The sequence below is a fragment of the Enterobacteriaceae endosymbiont of Macroplea mutica genome, assembly GCF_012571345.1.
Classification (GTDB): Bacteria; Pseudomonadota; Gammaproteobacteria; order Enterobacterales; family Enterobacteriaceae.
This window is the reverse complement of the sequence record NZ_CP046218.1, coordinates 357,765-374,323: the sequence shown is the minus strand read 5'-3', so window position 1 is coordinate 374,323 and position 16,559 is coordinate 357,765. Positions and strand designations below refer to the sequence as shown.

Below are 16,559 nucleotides of genomic sequence, written 5' to 3'. Positions count from 1 at the left end.
ATGGGACATATTATAAAATATGTCCCATTTTATGTTTTTTTGTATATAAATATTTATAATTATATTTATTAGGATGTATAATTAAAGGTATACGACATACAATATTAATTCCTGATTTTTGTAAACTATGTACTTTATGAAAATTATTAGTTAATAATTTGATATTATATATTCCTAGACTTTTTAATATTTCTGCACATATAACAAAATTTCTTTCATCAGCATTAAATCCTAATTTATGATTTGCCATAACTGTATCTAAACCTTTATCTTGATAAGCATATGCTTTAATTTTATTTAAAAGACCTATATTTCTCCCCTCTTGCCTATGATAAATTAATATGCCACATTTCTCTTTAGTAATTTGATGTAACGAACATTGTAATTGCAATCTACAATCACAACGTAAACTAAAAAATACATCTCCTGTTAAACATTCTGAATGTATACGTGTTAATATAACTGTATCAGTTGTAATATTTTTTATCCCATAAATTATCGCGATATGGTTTTGATGATTATATAGTTCCTCAAAACCAACTATAATAAAGGGACCCCATTTAGTTATTAACTTAGCTCTAGAAACTTCTTGAATAAGCATTGTTCATAGCCCTTTAAAAAAAAAATATTGTTTTTAAAATATAAAAATTTTGTTTTTAAAAATATTTATGTCAATTATCATTATTTATGATATCATCTTACACAATTTATTTTATATTTAATATTTTAAATATTTAAACTATTATTAAGTAATATAAAAAATATATTTTATGTATTTTTATATTAAACAATTTATTTACATAAAAAATTATTTTTATTTAGGAAAAATATGAATTTGTTAAAATCATTGACTACCGTGAGTATTATAACATTATTTTCTAGATTATTAGGTTTTATTCGAGATAGTTTGATTGCTAAAATTTTTGGTGCCGGCGTATACAGTGATTCATTTTTTATTGCATTTAAATTACCTAATTTATTAAGACGTATATTTGCTGAAGGAGCTTTTACACAAGCCTTTACACCTATATTAGCAGAATATAAAAATACTAGAACTGAACGAGACACCAAACATTTTATATCGTCTATATTAGGTATCTTATTAATTATATTAACTGTTGTAGTGTTATTAGGTATTTTTTTTTCTTCTTTTATTATTTCATTAATTGCACCTGGATTTGTAAATACAGATTATAAATTATCACTCACATCAAAAATATTAAAAATTACATTTCCGTATATATTACTTATATCTTTATCTTCATTAGCAAGTTCAGTTTTAAATATTTGGAAAAATTTTTTAGTTCCAGCAATTACACCCATATTACTCAATTTAAGCATGATTTTGTTAATACTAATTTTCCCCGTTATTTTTGAACCTCCTGTATTAGTCTTAGCGTGGTCTGTATTAATTGGTGGATTATTACAAGTATTATATCAAATCATATATCTTAAACAATTAAATATGTTAGTGTTACCAACATGTACAGTTATTAGTCATGGTGTTATAAGAGTTTTTAAAAAGATGGCAACTGCTATTGTTGGCGTGTCTGCTACACAAATTTCTTTATTAATTAATTCGGGATTATCGTCTTTTTTAGTAACTGGGTCAATTACATGGATTTATTATGCTGATAGACTAATGGAATTGCCAGTAGGTATGTTTGGTATCGCATTAACTATAGTGCTATTACCAGCATTAACAGATGCTTTTACGCAAAATAATGAAATTGAATTTAATCAATTAATAGATCTAGGATTAAGACTATGTTTTTTGTTGAGTGTGCCTAGTTCCCTTATTTTAGGTTTTCTATCTAGATCATTATTAATTGCATTATTTCAATATGGCCAATTTACTTATTTTGATGTTTTAATGGCACAAAATAATTTAATTATTTATGCGTTTAGTTTATTATTTTTGATAGTTTCTAAAGTTTTATCATTAGGATTCTATGCTAGACAAAATGTTATTACTCCTGTTAAAATATCAGTGTRTGTATTATGTTTTACACAATGTATTAGTCCATTATTTATCTATTTTTTTAAACATTTAGGTTTTTCAATGGCTATTTGCTTAGCAGCATTTTTAAATGTACTTTTATTATTATATACTTTAATAAAACGTAAAATCTATGTGCCACAAAAAGGTTGGTTATATTTTTTTTCTCAAATTACCATTGTTTCTTTTTTATTAAGTATTATTTTAATGATATTAAAATATTGTATTTCAGWAAGATGGCTAATTTTATCTACATTTAAAATACGTATTATATATATATTAAGTGCATGTTTATTAGTATTTCTTTCATATATTATAATATTATTTTTGTTAGGTTTTAAAATGAAACAATTTGCTATTAAAAATAATAGTAAGTAATTTATTTTATTTAAAAAAGACATTCATACTTATATTTTACACTTAAATACATATTTCAAGATATTATATATATTTTTAAATATATATTATTTAATAATAAATATGATAATAATACATATTATTCTTTTATATATAAAATAAACGGAACAAATTCATAATGAAAAATACTACGAAACTATTACATTTAAAATGTCATCAAAATTATATTGGTATATTTTTAACATCTACCGCACATTCTAGATTATTATATATCATAAATCAAAATCATTTTAATAAAAAATCTATTTATTTAAGTTTAAAAAAATCTGGATGTTTAGGATATAAATATTATATTACATTACTAAAAAGGATGAATAATAGCATATTATTTTATAATGAACAAATAGATGTTTACATTGAACAAAAAAATATTTTATTAATAGATGGGATTATTATTGATTATGAAGTTCAACCATTTCATAATAAATTTAAATATTATAATAAAAATATTCAACATATTTGCGGATGTGGTGAAAGTTTTAATATTAAAAATATACAAGAGAAATAATATGCAACAATTTCAAAAAAAGAAATATAAAGAAGGATTTAGCACTACATTAAATAATGAACAATTTATGACTGGTATTAATTTAAATGTTATAAAAAAAATATCAAAAATACGGAATGAACCTGATTGGATGTTAAATTTTAGATTAGCAGGATATAAATATTGGTCTAATAACGTCGAACCACATTGGCTTCATGGCCAATATAAAAATTTAAATTATCAAAACTATATTTATTATTCTGCTCCACTAAACAATCAAACTCATAGTACACATAATAAATATTTTACTCATGAAGTTAAAAATACTTTTGATAAATTAAATATACCATTAAATAATAATCAAAATATTGCTATTGATGCAATTTTTGATTCTGTTTCTGTAATTACTACACATCAAAAAATGTTATTGAAAAAAGGCATTATATTTTGTTCTTTAAATGAAGCTATTCAAAAACATCCTGAATTAGTTAAAAAATATCTAGGTTCAGTTGTTTCTGCTAATGATAATTTTTTTGCCGCACTAAATGCAGCAGTCGCTTCAGATGGTACATTTATATATATTCCACAAAATATACATTGTCCTATAGAATTATCTACTTATTTCCGTATTAATGAAAAAAAAATTGGACAATTTGAACGTACAATTTTAATTGCTGAAAAAAATAGTAGTGTAAATTATATAGAAGGTTGTTCTGCACCGATTAGAAATAATTATCAATTACATGCTGCTGTTGTGGAAGTTATTTTGCATAAAAATGCAAAAGTAAAATATTCTACGGTACAAAATTGGTTTTCAGGTAACAAAAAAAAGGGTGGTATATTAAATTTTGTAACTAAAAGAGCTTTATGTAAAGGTGATAATAGTCAAATGTCTTGGACTCAATCAGAAACAGGTTCAGCAATTACATGGAAATATCCTAGTATTATATTAAAAGGACATGGTTCTATAGGRGAATTTTTTTCTGTATCATTAACTAATGGTTATCAACAAGCTGATACTGGTACAAAAATGATACATATAGGCAGAAATACTAAATCTACCATAATTGCTAAAAGTATTTCTACTGAAAAAAGTACTAATACTTATAGAGGTATAGTACATGTGAATACTTTATCACATAATGCACGTAATTTTACGCAATGTGATTCTATTTTAATTGGTAATCAGTGTAATACACATACTTATCCTAAATTAAGTGTTTGCAATAATACCGCACAAGTTGAACATGAAGCCACAACAACTAGAATTGGAGAAGAACAAATATTTTTTTGTTTGCAAAGAGGTTTAAATATTGATGATGCAATTTCTATTATTGTTAATGGTTTTTGCAAAGAAATTTTTGTCAAATTTCCTTTAGAATTTGCTGTTGAAGCACAAAAATTATTATCTCTGAGTTTTGAAAATAGTATTGGATAATATATTTAATTTTGCATACAAAAGATTATAAACATATTATGTTAATAATAAAAAATTTATGTGTTGATATAAATAAAAAAAATATTTTAAAAAAAATAAATTTACATATTAAATCTGGAGAAATACATGCCATTATGGGTCCAAATGGATCAGGTAAAAGTACTTTATCATATGTACTAGCTGGACATAATAAATATACTGTTACAAAAGGAAATATTTTATATAAAAAAAAAGAACTATTATATATGCAACCAGAAATTAGATCTAGAGAAGGCATTTTTGTTGCTTTTCAACATACTATTGAAATTCCAGGAGTTACAAATTATTTATTTTTATTTAATGCATTAAACTCGATACGTAAATATCATAATTTAAAAATTTTAGATAAATTATCTTTTAATAAAATTATTTATCAATATTTAAATATGATTAATAAATCTCCAGATTTTATTCATCGTTTTGTTAATGTAGGTTTTTCTGGAGGAGAAAAAAAGATTAATGATGTTTTACAAATGTTAGTTTTAAAACCAAATCTATGTGTATTAGATGAAATAGATTCAGGATTAGATATGGATGTTTTAAAAAAAGTTACGCAAATAATTAATAATTTTCATAAAAATAACAATACAGCTTTTATTATTATTACACATTATAGACGTATTTTAGATTATATTAAACCAGACTATGTGCATATATTATCTCATCATACTATTGTTAAGACTGGAGGAATGCAATTAGTAACTCTTTTAGAGGATCATGGATATGACAATATATGAAAAAAATAATTTTATTGATAAATTAGAAAAATTATATATTATACAACAAAATAAAAATTTTTGTAAATATAAAGAAAAATATTGGTTGCAATTTAAAAAAATAATCTATCAGACAAATAATTTTATTATACCTARATTTGTACAAAATAATTATCATAATAAATATTTTTCTAAAATAAATGTAAAAAATTGTATAAATACAATCTCAAGTTTTTTTTTAATAAAAAATGCCATCTGCTTATATTTTATAAATGGTTTGTTTTATCAAAATTATAGTAATATTGAAAATGATTTTTATAAAATTACAATACATAATAAAAATACTTGTTTATCAATTAAAAATAAGCATTATAATAATTATCTGAGTATTTATTTAGCTTATATTTTTTCACAACAACAACTAATAATTAATATTAATGATATTGCTAAAAATAGTCATCATGCTATTCCTATATATTTTTTATATATAAATACTCATGTGCATTTAGATCAACATTATATTACTTCTAATTATTATAATACTATTAATATATATAGTAAAAATATCGTATTTATAGAAAATTTTATTAATATGAATAAATTTTATACAAATAATATTTGTTTATATTATAATGTTCATAGCAATATCAAACTTCGCCATCATACTATTATAACGAATAAACTTACTAATTTAAATAATTTTCATAATACTTATTATGAATATAATTTACATAAAAATGTCAAAATGGCAAAATATGATTGCATAACATCAAGTTTAAATATTAAAAATATTAATAATTTTTATTTGCAAGGTCATAATTCTTTTTTAACTTATAAAAGTTTAAATATAGTAAAAAAAAATAATTTAATTATACATAATTATTTAGAACATAACGGACAAAATTGTTATAGTTATCAGTTACATAAAACAATTGGTATAGAATCATCCATAATAAATTTATTAGGCAAAATTATTATTAATAATATAGCAGAAAATACATATAGTAAAATAAAATTTAATAATTTATTACTTGATAAGTTATCTAAAATTACAGTACATCCTGAACTTAATATTTATAATAATAATGTACATTCTAAACATAGTGCATTCATCGGCAAAATAAGTACTACACAAATATTCTTTTTAAGAACAAGAGGTATAAATATAAGAACTGCATTTACTATGTTAGTATATGGTTTTATGGAAGATATAGTAAAAGGTTTTAAATATATTAATATTAAGGATAATATCATACAATATATATATTCTAATTTATTAACTTAAAAGTATTTTATATGAATAAATATTCTATTAAAAATATTCGACTGCAATTTCCTGTGTTTTCACATAAAATAAATAATTACCCATTAATTTATTTTGATAATGCAGCTACTGTACATAAACCTATACAAGTAATTACAGCACTCAAAAATTTTTATAAATATCATTATGCTTCTATACATAGAAGCATATATACATTAAGTATGCAAGCAACAGATACAGTAGAAAAAATACGTGAACAAATAGCTCATTTTATTGGCGCCCAATATACACAAGAGATTATTTTTACAAAAAGTACTACTGAAGGTATTAATTTAATTGCTAATACTTGGGCAATAAATAATCTTAATAAACATGATAATATTATTATATCTGAAATGGAACATCATTCTAATATTCTACCTTGGAAAATTTTATCTTATAAAATAGGATTTAAAATAAATATTATTCCATTAACAAATACTGGAACATTACAAATAGAAAAATTATCTAAACTTATAGATACACATACTAAATTAATTTCTATTACATATATTTCAAATGTTCTAGGTACTATTAATCCAATTAAAAATATTATTCAGAAAGCTAAGAAAAATAATATTATTATTATAATAGATGGCGCACAAGCTATAACACATCATAAGATTAATGTAAAAGATTTAGGATGTGATTTTTTTGTATTTTCTGGACATAAAATATTTGGTCCTACTGGTATTGGTATTTTATGGGGTAAAAAAAACATATTGGAAAATATGGAACCATGGGAAACTGGTGGAGGAATGATATTAAATTTTCAAAAAAATTCTAAACCCATATGGGAACAAATACCATGGAAGTTTGAAGCAGGAACACCTAATATTGCTGGTATTATTGGTTTAGGTGCTGCATTAAAATGGTTTAAAACATATGATATACAGGAAATTATTGCATATAATAAATTCTTAACTAAATATATTTTACAAAAATTAAAACTTATACCTGGCATAAAAATTTTTGGTAATCATTTATCAGATAATAGAGTAGGTATTATAGCGTTTAATTTATATCGACACCATGCTTATGATATTGGTAGTTTTTTAGATCAATATGGTATTGCTATACGTACTGGTCATCATTGTGCTATCCCAATTATGAATTTTTATAATGTCAAAACAATGTGTCGTGTATCTTTTACTATATATAATAGTATTGAAGAAATAGATTTTTTTATAAAAAAAATAATATATATTAATAATTTATTAAGTAAAAAATTATGAATAAATACTCATTATTAAATAAAAATATTATGGAAGAAAATTTTTTAAACTGTATTAATTGGGAAGAAAAGTATCTTTATATTATCGAATTAGGAAATTATATTCCTTACCTATCACCAAATCAACATACTTTAGAAAATATTATTTCTGGTTGTCAAAGCCAAGTATGGATGACTATTACTATTAATTCTAGTGACTATGTCATATTCCATGGAGATAGTGATTCCGCTATTATAAAAGGATTATTAACAATGATTTTTATTTTTTATAATCATAAAAAATATTATGAAATTATTAATTTTAATATCCATATGTGTTTTAAAAAATTATCTTTAAATAAATATTTAACTTTATCAAGATTACATGGCCTAGAAACTATTATACAGACGATTAAAAATAAAATTAACAAAATAAGTCAGAATACATGATTTTTTTATATATAAATATAAAAGTATGATGATTAATAAATAGTAACATATTAATATAAAATATATTTTTTGCAAGATTAACATTTAGGAAATATTTGTTATATGAAAAAAACAAAGATTGTTTGTACTATTGGTCCACAATCTGAATCAAAATACATTTTATCTAAATTTTTAAATTTAGGAATGGATGTTATCAGACTAAATTTTTCACATAGTAATCATGATAATCATCTTAATAGAATTATTAAGATACGTGATATTATAAAAAAAACAGGACAAAAAGTAGCAATATTATTAGATACTAAAGGGCCAGAAATACGTACAATGTATTTACAAAATGGCATGGATGTCCATTTATATGCTGGTCAAAAATTTATATTATCTACAGACCAAAACATTATTGGTAATAATCAATGCATTGCCATCACATATGCTGATTTAATTAATGATTTACATATTAATGATAAAATTTTAATTGATGATGGTTTAATTACTATGGTAGTTACAGCATTTGATAAACACCAAATAATATGCCAAGTACTTAATAATGGCATATTGTCAGAACATAAAGGTATTAATCTACCTGGCATATCTCTTAAATTGCCATTCTTATCCAGACAAGATAAAAAAGATCTAATATTTGCTTGTAAATATGATGTAGATTATATTGCTGCTTCTTTTGTACGTACACAAGAAGATATTTTAGAAATGAAACGATTTTTAAAATTGCATGATGGGGATCATATACCTATTATTGCTAAAATTGAAAATCAAGCAGGATTAAAAAATTTTGATAGTATTTTAAATTCTGCTGATGGTATTATGGTTGCGCGAGGAGATTTAGGAGTGGAAATACCCGTTGAAGATGTCATTTTTGCACAAAAAATGATTATTAAAAAATGTAATTATGCTGGTAAAATTGTAATTACTGCAACACAAATGTTAGATTCAATGATAAAAAATCCTAGACCTACTAGAGCAGAAGCTGGGGATGTCGCAAATGCAATATTAGATGGTACAGATGCAGTAATGTTATCTGGAGAAAGTGCTAATGGTAAATATCCATTACAATCATTAAAAATTATGTCTACTATTTGTGAAAGAACAGATTTAATTATGGAAAATAGAATTCATTATTATTATCATAATGATATGAGTATTACTGATGCAGTATGTCGTAGTGCTGTAGAAATAGCAGAGAAACTAAAAGCACCATTAATTATTGTTGCAACCAGATTAGGGAAATCTGCTAAAGCAATACGAAAATATTTTCCTAAAGCTATGATTTTAGCATTAACTACTAATTATAGAACAGCAAAACAATTAATTTTAAGTAAAGGTATTTTTCCTAAATTAGTAAAACAAATAGCATCTACTGATGATTTTTATATTATTGGCAAACAAGTAGCCTTATCCAGTAAATATGCTATTAAAGGAGATGTTATTGTTATGGTGTCTGGGGCATTAGTGCCTAGTGGTACTACTAATACGACTTCCATACATATTATATAGAATAAAATGTATTATGATGTCTTATTTTATGTATTGCTACATGTATAGCAGATATTGTGACATTGATATCTTGTATTGTAGTAAAAATGCCAAAAGAAATTCTAATTGAACTTTGTATTTCTTTTGTTGTTAATCCAAGAGATTGAAGAACATGAGATAATTTATAAGAATTTGTCATACAAGCAGAAGATAATGATACTGCGATATTATGCATTTCTAATAATAATAATTTATTAAATATATTTTTAAATCTTATATTAATAATATATGGAGTAGTATTATTTAAATTACTATTTAAAGATATACCTGGAATATTTCTTATTCCGTTCCATAACATTTTTTTTAAATATTTTATTCTTGCAATTTCATTCATAATATTTTTTTGTGTTAAATGCAATGCTTCTGCCATACCAATAATTTGATGTGTTGCTAAAGTACCTGCACGCATACCTTTTTCATGATTACCGCCATGTATTAAAGGTATTAAACAAGGATGTTTAGTATATAAAACGCCAATACCTTTTGGTCCATAAAACTTATGTGCCGAAAAAGAAAGTAAATCAATATTATAATTAGATAAATTAAATGGATATTTACCTATGCTTTGTGTAGCATCAACATGAAAAAAAATGTTTTTTTGTTTGCATATTTCCCCGATATGTTGTATATCTTGTATGATTCCTATTTCATTATTAACATGCATAATAGAAATTAATATAGTGTTATGTTTTATATGATCTTCTAAACAGTCAAGATCTATTAAACCAATGTTAGAAACTATTAAATAAGTAACATCACATAAATTTTGTTTTTCTAAAAAATAACAAGTTTGTAATGTTGCTGCGTGTTCACTAACACAAGTAATAATATGTTTTTTTTTAGGATATTTATAAATAATACCTTTAATAGCTAAATTAATAGATTCGCTTGCTGAAGATGTAAAAATAATATTTTGTGGATTACCACCAATTATTTTAGCAATTTGATATCTTGCTTTTTCAATATCTTCATGTACTTTTTGACCAAAATAGTGTATTTGAGAAATTGAGTTACCAAAATTATCATTAGCGATTAAATAATTATACATTTTTTGAATAACTCTTGGATCCATTGGTGTTGTAGCAGCGTAATCTAAATAAATATTGTTATGATGCTTTATAATTTTGTTCATTGTTTATATTTATTAAAATTTATAATTAGGATTTTATTGTGTATAAAATATTATGTTTGTCTCAATTAAATATTTTTATTTTTGATTCTGGTATAGGTGGTTTATCTATTTTCAATTTTATTAAAAATAAATTTCAAAATATTAATTTTATTTATTTATTAGATAATGCATATTTTCCTTATGGCAATAAGTCTAAAAGTTTCATACAAAAACGTTTATTAAAAATTTTATTAACTATTAGTTATAAGTATAACATTACATTAGCTATTATAGGCTGTAATACAGCTAGTGTATCTAGTTTACCTTATATAAGAAGATATTTTAATTTCCCCATTATAGGTATTTCACCTATGTTTGATAAGGCGATAAAAACCACAAAAAATAATGTTATTGGGATTATAGCTACTCATACTACTATAAATAACATTCATATTCAAAAAAAAATACACTTTATTAATACGAATAAACAATATTTAATATTATCATTAGCATCACAAAGATTAGTGTATTTCGCAGAACAAAAAATCGCTGGTAAAAATAATTCAATAAAAATTTTATATGATATTTTTGATAAATGGTATAATTTACCAGTTTTTCCAGATAGTATTATTTTAGGATGTACACACTTTCTTTTTATAAAAAATGAACTCAAAAAAGTTTTTCCTAGACATACGATATTTATTGATTCTAATCATGAAGTACTTGCACAATTACAAAAAATAATTCCACCAACATATCAAAAATATTATTTACAAAAAAATATTTTTCTTTATACAAAGAAAACTTTAAAAATAAAATATCTTAAAAAATATATATATAATATTGGGTTCCATTTTACTAAAAAAATTAAAATTATATAAGTATATTATTATTATATTTTTTAACATAAAAACTTGACTATAAATTATTAAGATGTACAATAATATTATATTACATTTTGTAATAGTTCTTTAATAAGAAAATTTTTCAGGACGTTCTCTGTAATTTAGTATTATGATTATAACTTAGTTTCTTAAGTAAGGATGTTATTAGTTCTTATTTAAATGAGATTTATAAATGAAGAGTTTGATCATGGCTCAGATTGAACGCTGGCGGCAAGCCTAACACATGCAAGTCGTGCGGCAACGAGATGAAAATTATGTAAATTTTTTTTATTGTCGGCGAGCGGCGAACGGGTGAGTAATATCTGGGGATCTGCCTTATAGATTGGGATAACTATTGGAAACGATGGCTAATACCGAATAATATCGCAAGATTAAAGGTGGGGGATCTTTTAAGACCTCATGCTATAAGAGGAACCCAGACGGGATTAGCTTGTAGGTAAGGTAATGGCTTACCTAGGCAACAATCTCTAGCTGGTCTGAGAGGATGATCAGCCACACTGGAACTGAGACACGGTCCAGACTCCTACGGGAGGCAGCAGTGGGGAATCTTGCACAATGGGCGAAAGCCTGATGCAGCTATGCCGCGTGTATGAAGAAGGCCTTAGGGTTGTAAAGTACTTTCAATAAGGAAGAAGCAATAAAATCTAATATATTTTATTGTTGACGTTACTTATAAAAGAAGCACCGGCTAACTCCGTGCCAGCAGCCGCGGTAATACGGAGGGTGCTAGCGTTAATCGGAATTACTGGGCGTAAAGAGCACGTAGGCGGTTTATTAAGTCAGATGTGAAATCCCTAAGCTTAACTTAGGAACTGCATTTGAAACTAATTTACTTGAGTATCATAGAGGGGAGTAGAATTCCAGGTGTAGCGGTGAAATGCGTAGATATCTGGAGGAATACCAGTGGCGAAGGCGACTCCCTGGATGAATACTGACGCTCAGGTGCGAAAGCATGGGGAGCAAACAGGATTAGATACCCTGGTAGTCCATTGCTGTAAACGATGTCGACTTGGAGGTTGTGAGCTTGTCTTGTAGCTTCCGTAGCTAACGCGTTAAGTCGACCGCCTGGGGAGTACGACCGCAAGGTTAAAACTCAAATGAATTGACGGGGGCCCGCACAAGCGGTGGAGCATGTGGTTTAATTCGATGCAACGCGAAGAACCTTACCTGGTCTTGACATCCATGGAATTTAATAGAGATATTTTAGTGCCTTCGGGAACCATGAGACAGGTGCTGCATGGCTGTCGTCAGCTCGTGTTGTGAAATGTTGGGTTAAGTCCCGCAACGAGCGCAACCCTTGTCCTTTGTTGCCAACGGTTTGGCCGGGAACTCAAAGGAGACTGCTGGTGATAAGCCGGAGGAAGGTGGGGATGACGTCAAGTCATCATGGCCCTTACGACCAGGGCTACACACGTGCTACAATGGTATATACAAAGGGCAGCATCCTCGCAAGAGTAAGCGAATCTCATAAAATATATCTTAGTTCGGATTGGAGTCTGCAACTCGACTCTATGAAGTCGGAATCGCTAGTAATCGTAGATCAGAATGCTACGGTGAATACGTTCCCGGGCCTTGTACACACCGCCCGTCACACCATGGAAGTGAGTTGTAAAAGAAGTAAGTTGTTTAACCATAAAAGGAGAACGCTTACCACTTTGTGATTCATGACTGGGGTGAAGTCGTAACAAGGTAACCGTAGGGGAACCTGTGGTTGGATCACCTCCTTTAATATAATTACTTTTTATAGAGAACGTCCTGAAAAATACATTTTAAAAAAGTTATAAATATAATCATCTTTATAAMGTTCTTTAAAAAACTAAAATTAAATTATTGTAATATTAAAGTATAAATTTGTTATAAACATATTTTTTATAATATTTTATTATTACAAGACGATTGTGGGTTGTAAGGTTAAGTAAATAAGCGTATACGATGGATGCCTTGGCAGTCAGAGGCGATGAAGGACGTACTAATCTGCGAAAAGCGTTAATGAGTTGATACGAAACATTATTAATTGACGATATCCTAATGGGGTAACCTAATACATGTAACTATGTATTATCATTGTTTGAATATATAGAATAATGAAGCGAACCAGGAGAACTGAAACATCTAAGTATCCTGAGGAAAAGAAATCAATAGAGATTTTCTTAGTAGTGGCGAGCGAAACGGAAACAGCCCAAAAGAAAGATATACATTAAAATTATGATAATAGAAATATTTGGAAAAATATACGATACAGGGTGATAGTCCCGTATATGAAAACATGATATTAATTTTCTTAAAGAGTAGAACGGGACACGTGAAATCCTGTTTGAATACAGGGGGATCATCCTCTAAGGCTAAATACTACTGACTGACCGATAGTGAACTAGTACCGTGAGGGAAAGGTGAAAAGAACCCCGGTTAGGGGAGTGAAATAGAACCTGAAATCGTATACGTACAAGCAGTAGGAGCATGTGTTTAGTGTGTGACTGCGTACCTTTTGTATAATGGGTCAGCGAGTTATATTTTGTAGCAAGGTTAACTGTCTAAGGGAGCCGTAGGGAAACCGAGTTTGAATAGAGCGTTAAGTTGCAAGATATAGACCCGAAACCCGGTGATCTAGCCATGAGCAGGTTGAAGGTAAGGTAATACTTACTGGAGGACCGAACCGACTAATGTTGAAAAATTAGCGGATGACTTGTGGTTAGGGGTGAAAGGCCAATCAAACCGGGAGATAGCTGGTTCTCCTCGAAAGCTATTTAGGTAGCGCCTCGTGTAATTCGTATTCGGGGGTAGAGCTCTGTTTCGGTTAGGGAGTCAACCAGACTTACCAATCCGATGCAAACTACAAATACCGAATATCGTTATCACGGGAGACACACAGCGGGTGCTAACGTCCGTTGTGGAAAGGGAAACAACCCAGATCACTAGCTAAGGTCCCAAAGTTATAATTAAGTGGGAAACGATGTGAGAAGGCATAAACAGCTAGGATGTTGGCTTAGAAGCAGCCATCATTTAAAGAAAGCGTAATAGCTCACTAGTCTAGTCGTCTTGCGCGGAAGATATAACGGGGCTAAATTATACACCGAAGCTGTGACAATAAGTTTTATATTTATTGGGTAGAGGAGCGTTCTGTAAGTCGTTGAAGATGAATTGTAAAATTTATTGGAGATATCAGAAGTGCGAATGCTGACATGAGTAACGATAAAATAGGTGAAAAACCTATTCGCCGAAAGACTAAGGTTTCCTATCCAACGGTATTCGAGGTAGGGTTAGTCGATCCCTAAGGTGAGGCTGAAAAGCGTAATCGATGGACAACAGGTTAATATTCCTGTACTTGGTGTTATGTGTGATGGGGTGACGAAGAAGGTTAAATTATCCAGGTGATGGTTGTCCTGGTTTAAGCGTTTAGATAAATTATCTAGGCAAATCCGGATAATTATTAATATTGAGGCGTAATGACGAGATACTTAATTGTATTGAAGTAATTAATACCATACTTACAAGAAAAACCTCTAAATATAAAGTAACATTAAATCGTACTAAAACCGACACAGGTAGTCAGGTAGAGAATACTAAGGCGTTTGAGAGAACTTAGGTGAAGGAACTAGGCAAAATAGTGCCGTAACTTCGGAAGAAGGCACGCTGATAGTAAGTAACAAAATTTACTTTTGAAGCTGAATTCAGCCCAAGATAACGGCTGGCTGCAACTGTTTATTAAAAACACAGCACTGTGCTAACACGAAAGTGGACGTATACGGTGTGACGCCTGCCCGGTGCCGGAAGGTTAATTGATGAAGTTATCATTTATGAGAAGCTTTTGATCGAAGCCCCGGTAAACGGCGGCCGTAACTATAACGGTCCTAAGGTAGCGAAATTCCTTGTCGGGTAAGTTCCGACCTGCACGAATGGCGTAATGATGGCCAGACTGTCTCCACCTAAGACTCAGTGAAATTGAAATCGCTGTGAAGATGCAGTGTACCCGCGGCAAGACGGAAAGACCCCGTGAACCTTTACTATAGCTTGATATTGAGTATTGAATGTTGATGTGTAGGATAGGTGGGAGACTATGAAATACTAGCGCCAGTTAGTGTGGAGTCAACCTTGAAATACCACCCTTTAGTATTGAATGCTCTAACCTAGGTCCGTGAATCCGGACCAGAGACAATGTCTGGTAGGTAGTTTGACTGGGGCGGTCTCCTCCCAAAGAGTAACGGAGGAGCACTAAGGTCAGCTAATCACGGTCGGAAATCGTGAGGTTAGTGCAAAGGCATAAGCTGGCTTAACTGTGAGAATGACGGTTCAAACAGATGCGAAAGCAGGTCTTAGTGATCCGGTGGTTCTATATGACAGGGCCATCGCTCAACGGATAAAAGGTACTCCGGGGATAACAGGCTAATACCGCCCAAGAGTTCATATCGACGGCGGTGTTTGGCACCTCGATGTCGGCTCATCACATCCTGGGGCTGAAGTAGGTCCCAAGGGTATGGCTGTTCGCCATTTAAAGTGGTACGCGAGCTGGGTTTAGAACGTCGTGAGACAGTTCGGTCCCTATCTGCCGTGGGCGTTGGAAGATTGAAAGGAGTTACTCCTAGTACGAGAGGACCGGAGTGAACGCATCTCTGGTGTACGGGTTGTCATGCCAATGGCATTGCCCGGTAGCTATATGCGGACGAGATAAGCGCTGAAAGCATATAAGCGCGAAACTTACCTTAAGATTATTCTTCCCAGGATATTTACTATATTTATAGATATCCCTAAAGGGACGTTAAAGACTATGACGTTGATAGGCTGGATGTGTAAGCATAGCAATATGTTGAGCTAACCAGTACTAATAAACACCCGTGAGTCTTAACCTTACAACACCAGAATCGTTTTTAATAAGTAATAAGATAATTATTATTAACAAATTAGATAATATCATAATTTAATTTTGTTTTATTTT

Annotated in this window: 11 protein-coding genes and 2 rRNA genes; 11 read left to right on the top strand and 2 right to left on the bottom strand. The window is 28.4% G+C overall.

From position 1 onward, the window contains the following. Positions 1–10: 10 nt before the first annotated feature. Positions 11–601: a GTP cyclohydrolase II gene (gene ribA, locus GJT87_RS01845; protein WP_168895706.1), complete on the bottom strand. Its 591-nt coding sequence runs from the start codon at positions 599–601 to the stop codon at positions 11–13. A gap of 228 nt (positions 602–829) precedes the next feature. Between ribA and murJ the strand changes: the two genes are divergently transcribed. The 8 genes from murJ (at position 830) to pykF (ending at position 9,574) form a co-directional block, all read left to right on the top strand. After that, a complete protein-coding gene (gene murJ / locus GJT87_RS01840; protein WP_168895705.1) occupies positions 830–2,377 on the top strand; it encodes a murein biosynthesis integral membrane protein MurJ in 1,548 nt (515 codons plus the stop codon). A 157-nt stretch (positions 2,378–2,534) separates the two neighbouring features. Then, positions 2,535–2,924 (top strand): iron-sulfur cluster assembly accessory protein, encoded by a 390-nt coding sequence (locus GJT87_RS01835; RefSeq protein ID WP_168895704.1) that lies wholly within the window; start codon positions 2,535–2,537, stop codon positions 2,922–2,924. Position 2,925: 1 nt separating this feature from the next. Next, complete coding sequence (gene sufB / locus GJT87_RS01830) at positions 2,926–4,341, top strand: Fe-S cluster assembly protein SufB (RefSeq protein ID WP_168895703.1); 1,416 nt, start codon at positions 2,926–2,928, stop codon at positions 4,339–4,341. A 38-nt stretch (positions 4,342–4,379) separates the two neighbouring features. Beyond that, positions 4,380–5,117 carry a Fe-S cluster assembly ATPase SufC gene (gene sufC / locus GJT87_RS01825; protein WP_168895796.1) on the top strand — a complete coding sequence of 246 codons (738 nt, stop codon included), beginning with the start codon at positions 4,380–4,382 and terminating at the stop codon, positions 5,115–5,117. After that, on the top strand, positions 5,104–6,381 hold the full coding sequence (locus GJT87_RS01820) for a SufD family Fe-S cluster assembly protein (RefSeq protein WP_168895702.1): 1,278 nt from the start codon (positions 5,104–5,106) through the stop codon (positions 6,379–6,381). The genes sufC and GJT87_RS01820 overlap by 14 nt, the downstream gene beginning before the upstream one ends. Before the next feature lie 11 nt (positions 6,382–6,392). Then, positions 6,393–7,634 (top strand): SufS family cysteine desulfurase, encoded by a 1,242-nt coding sequence (locus tag GJT87_RS01815; RefSeq protein WP_168895701.1) that lies wholly within the window; start codon positions 6,393–6,395, stop codon positions 7,632–7,634. Then, on the top strand, positions 7,631–8,062 hold the full coding sequence (locus GJT87_RS01810; RefSeq protein ID WP_168895700.1) for a SufE family protein: 432 nt from the start codon (positions 7,631–7,633) through the stop codon (positions 8,060–8,062). The genes GJT87_RS01815 and GJT87_RS01810 overlap by 4 nt, the downstream gene beginning before the upstream one ends. A 102-nt stretch (positions 8,063–8,164) precedes the next feature. Continuing rightward, the gene (gene pykF, locus GJT87_RS01805) at positions 8,165–9,574 is read left to right on the top strand and encodes a pyruvate kinase PykF (protein ID WP_168895699.1); all 1,410 of its coding nucleotides are present in this window, start codon (positions 8,165–8,167) and stop codon (positions 9,572–9,574) included. Here pykF and GJT87_RS01800 read toward each other — a convergent pair. Next, complete coding sequence (locus GJT87_RS01800; protein ID WP_168895698.1) at positions 9,567–10,745, bottom strand: cysteine desulfurase family protein; 1,179 nt, start codon at positions 10,743–10,745, stop codon at positions 9,567–9,569. The two genes, pykF and GJT87_RS01800, sit on opposite strands and share 8 nt — an antisense overlap. 38 nt (positions 10,746–10,783) lie before the next feature. Here GJT87_RS01800 and murI point away from each other — a divergent pair, with 38 nt between their 5' ends. The 3 genes from murI to GJT87_RS01785 all read left to right on the top strand — a co-directional run bounded on the left by murI (position 10,784) and on the right by GJT87_RS01785 (position 16,473). Beyond that, positions 10,784–11,605, top strand: a complete 822-nt coding sequence (gene murI, locus GJT87_RS01795; protein WP_168895697.1) for a glutamate racemase — start codon at positions 10,784–10,786, stop codon at positions 11,603–11,605. A gap of 193 nt (positions 11,606–11,798) precedes the next feature. Then, positions 11,799–13,356: ribosomal RNA gene (locus GJT87_RS01790) — 16S ribosomal RNA — on the top strand. Between the two features lie 182 nt (positions 13,357–13,538). After that, positions 13,539–16,473, top strand: a 23S ribosomal RNA gene (locus GJT87_RS01785). Together the 16S and 23S rRNA genes form the textbook arrangement of a ribosomal RNA operon. Positions 16,474–16,559 lie beyond the last annotated feature (86 nt).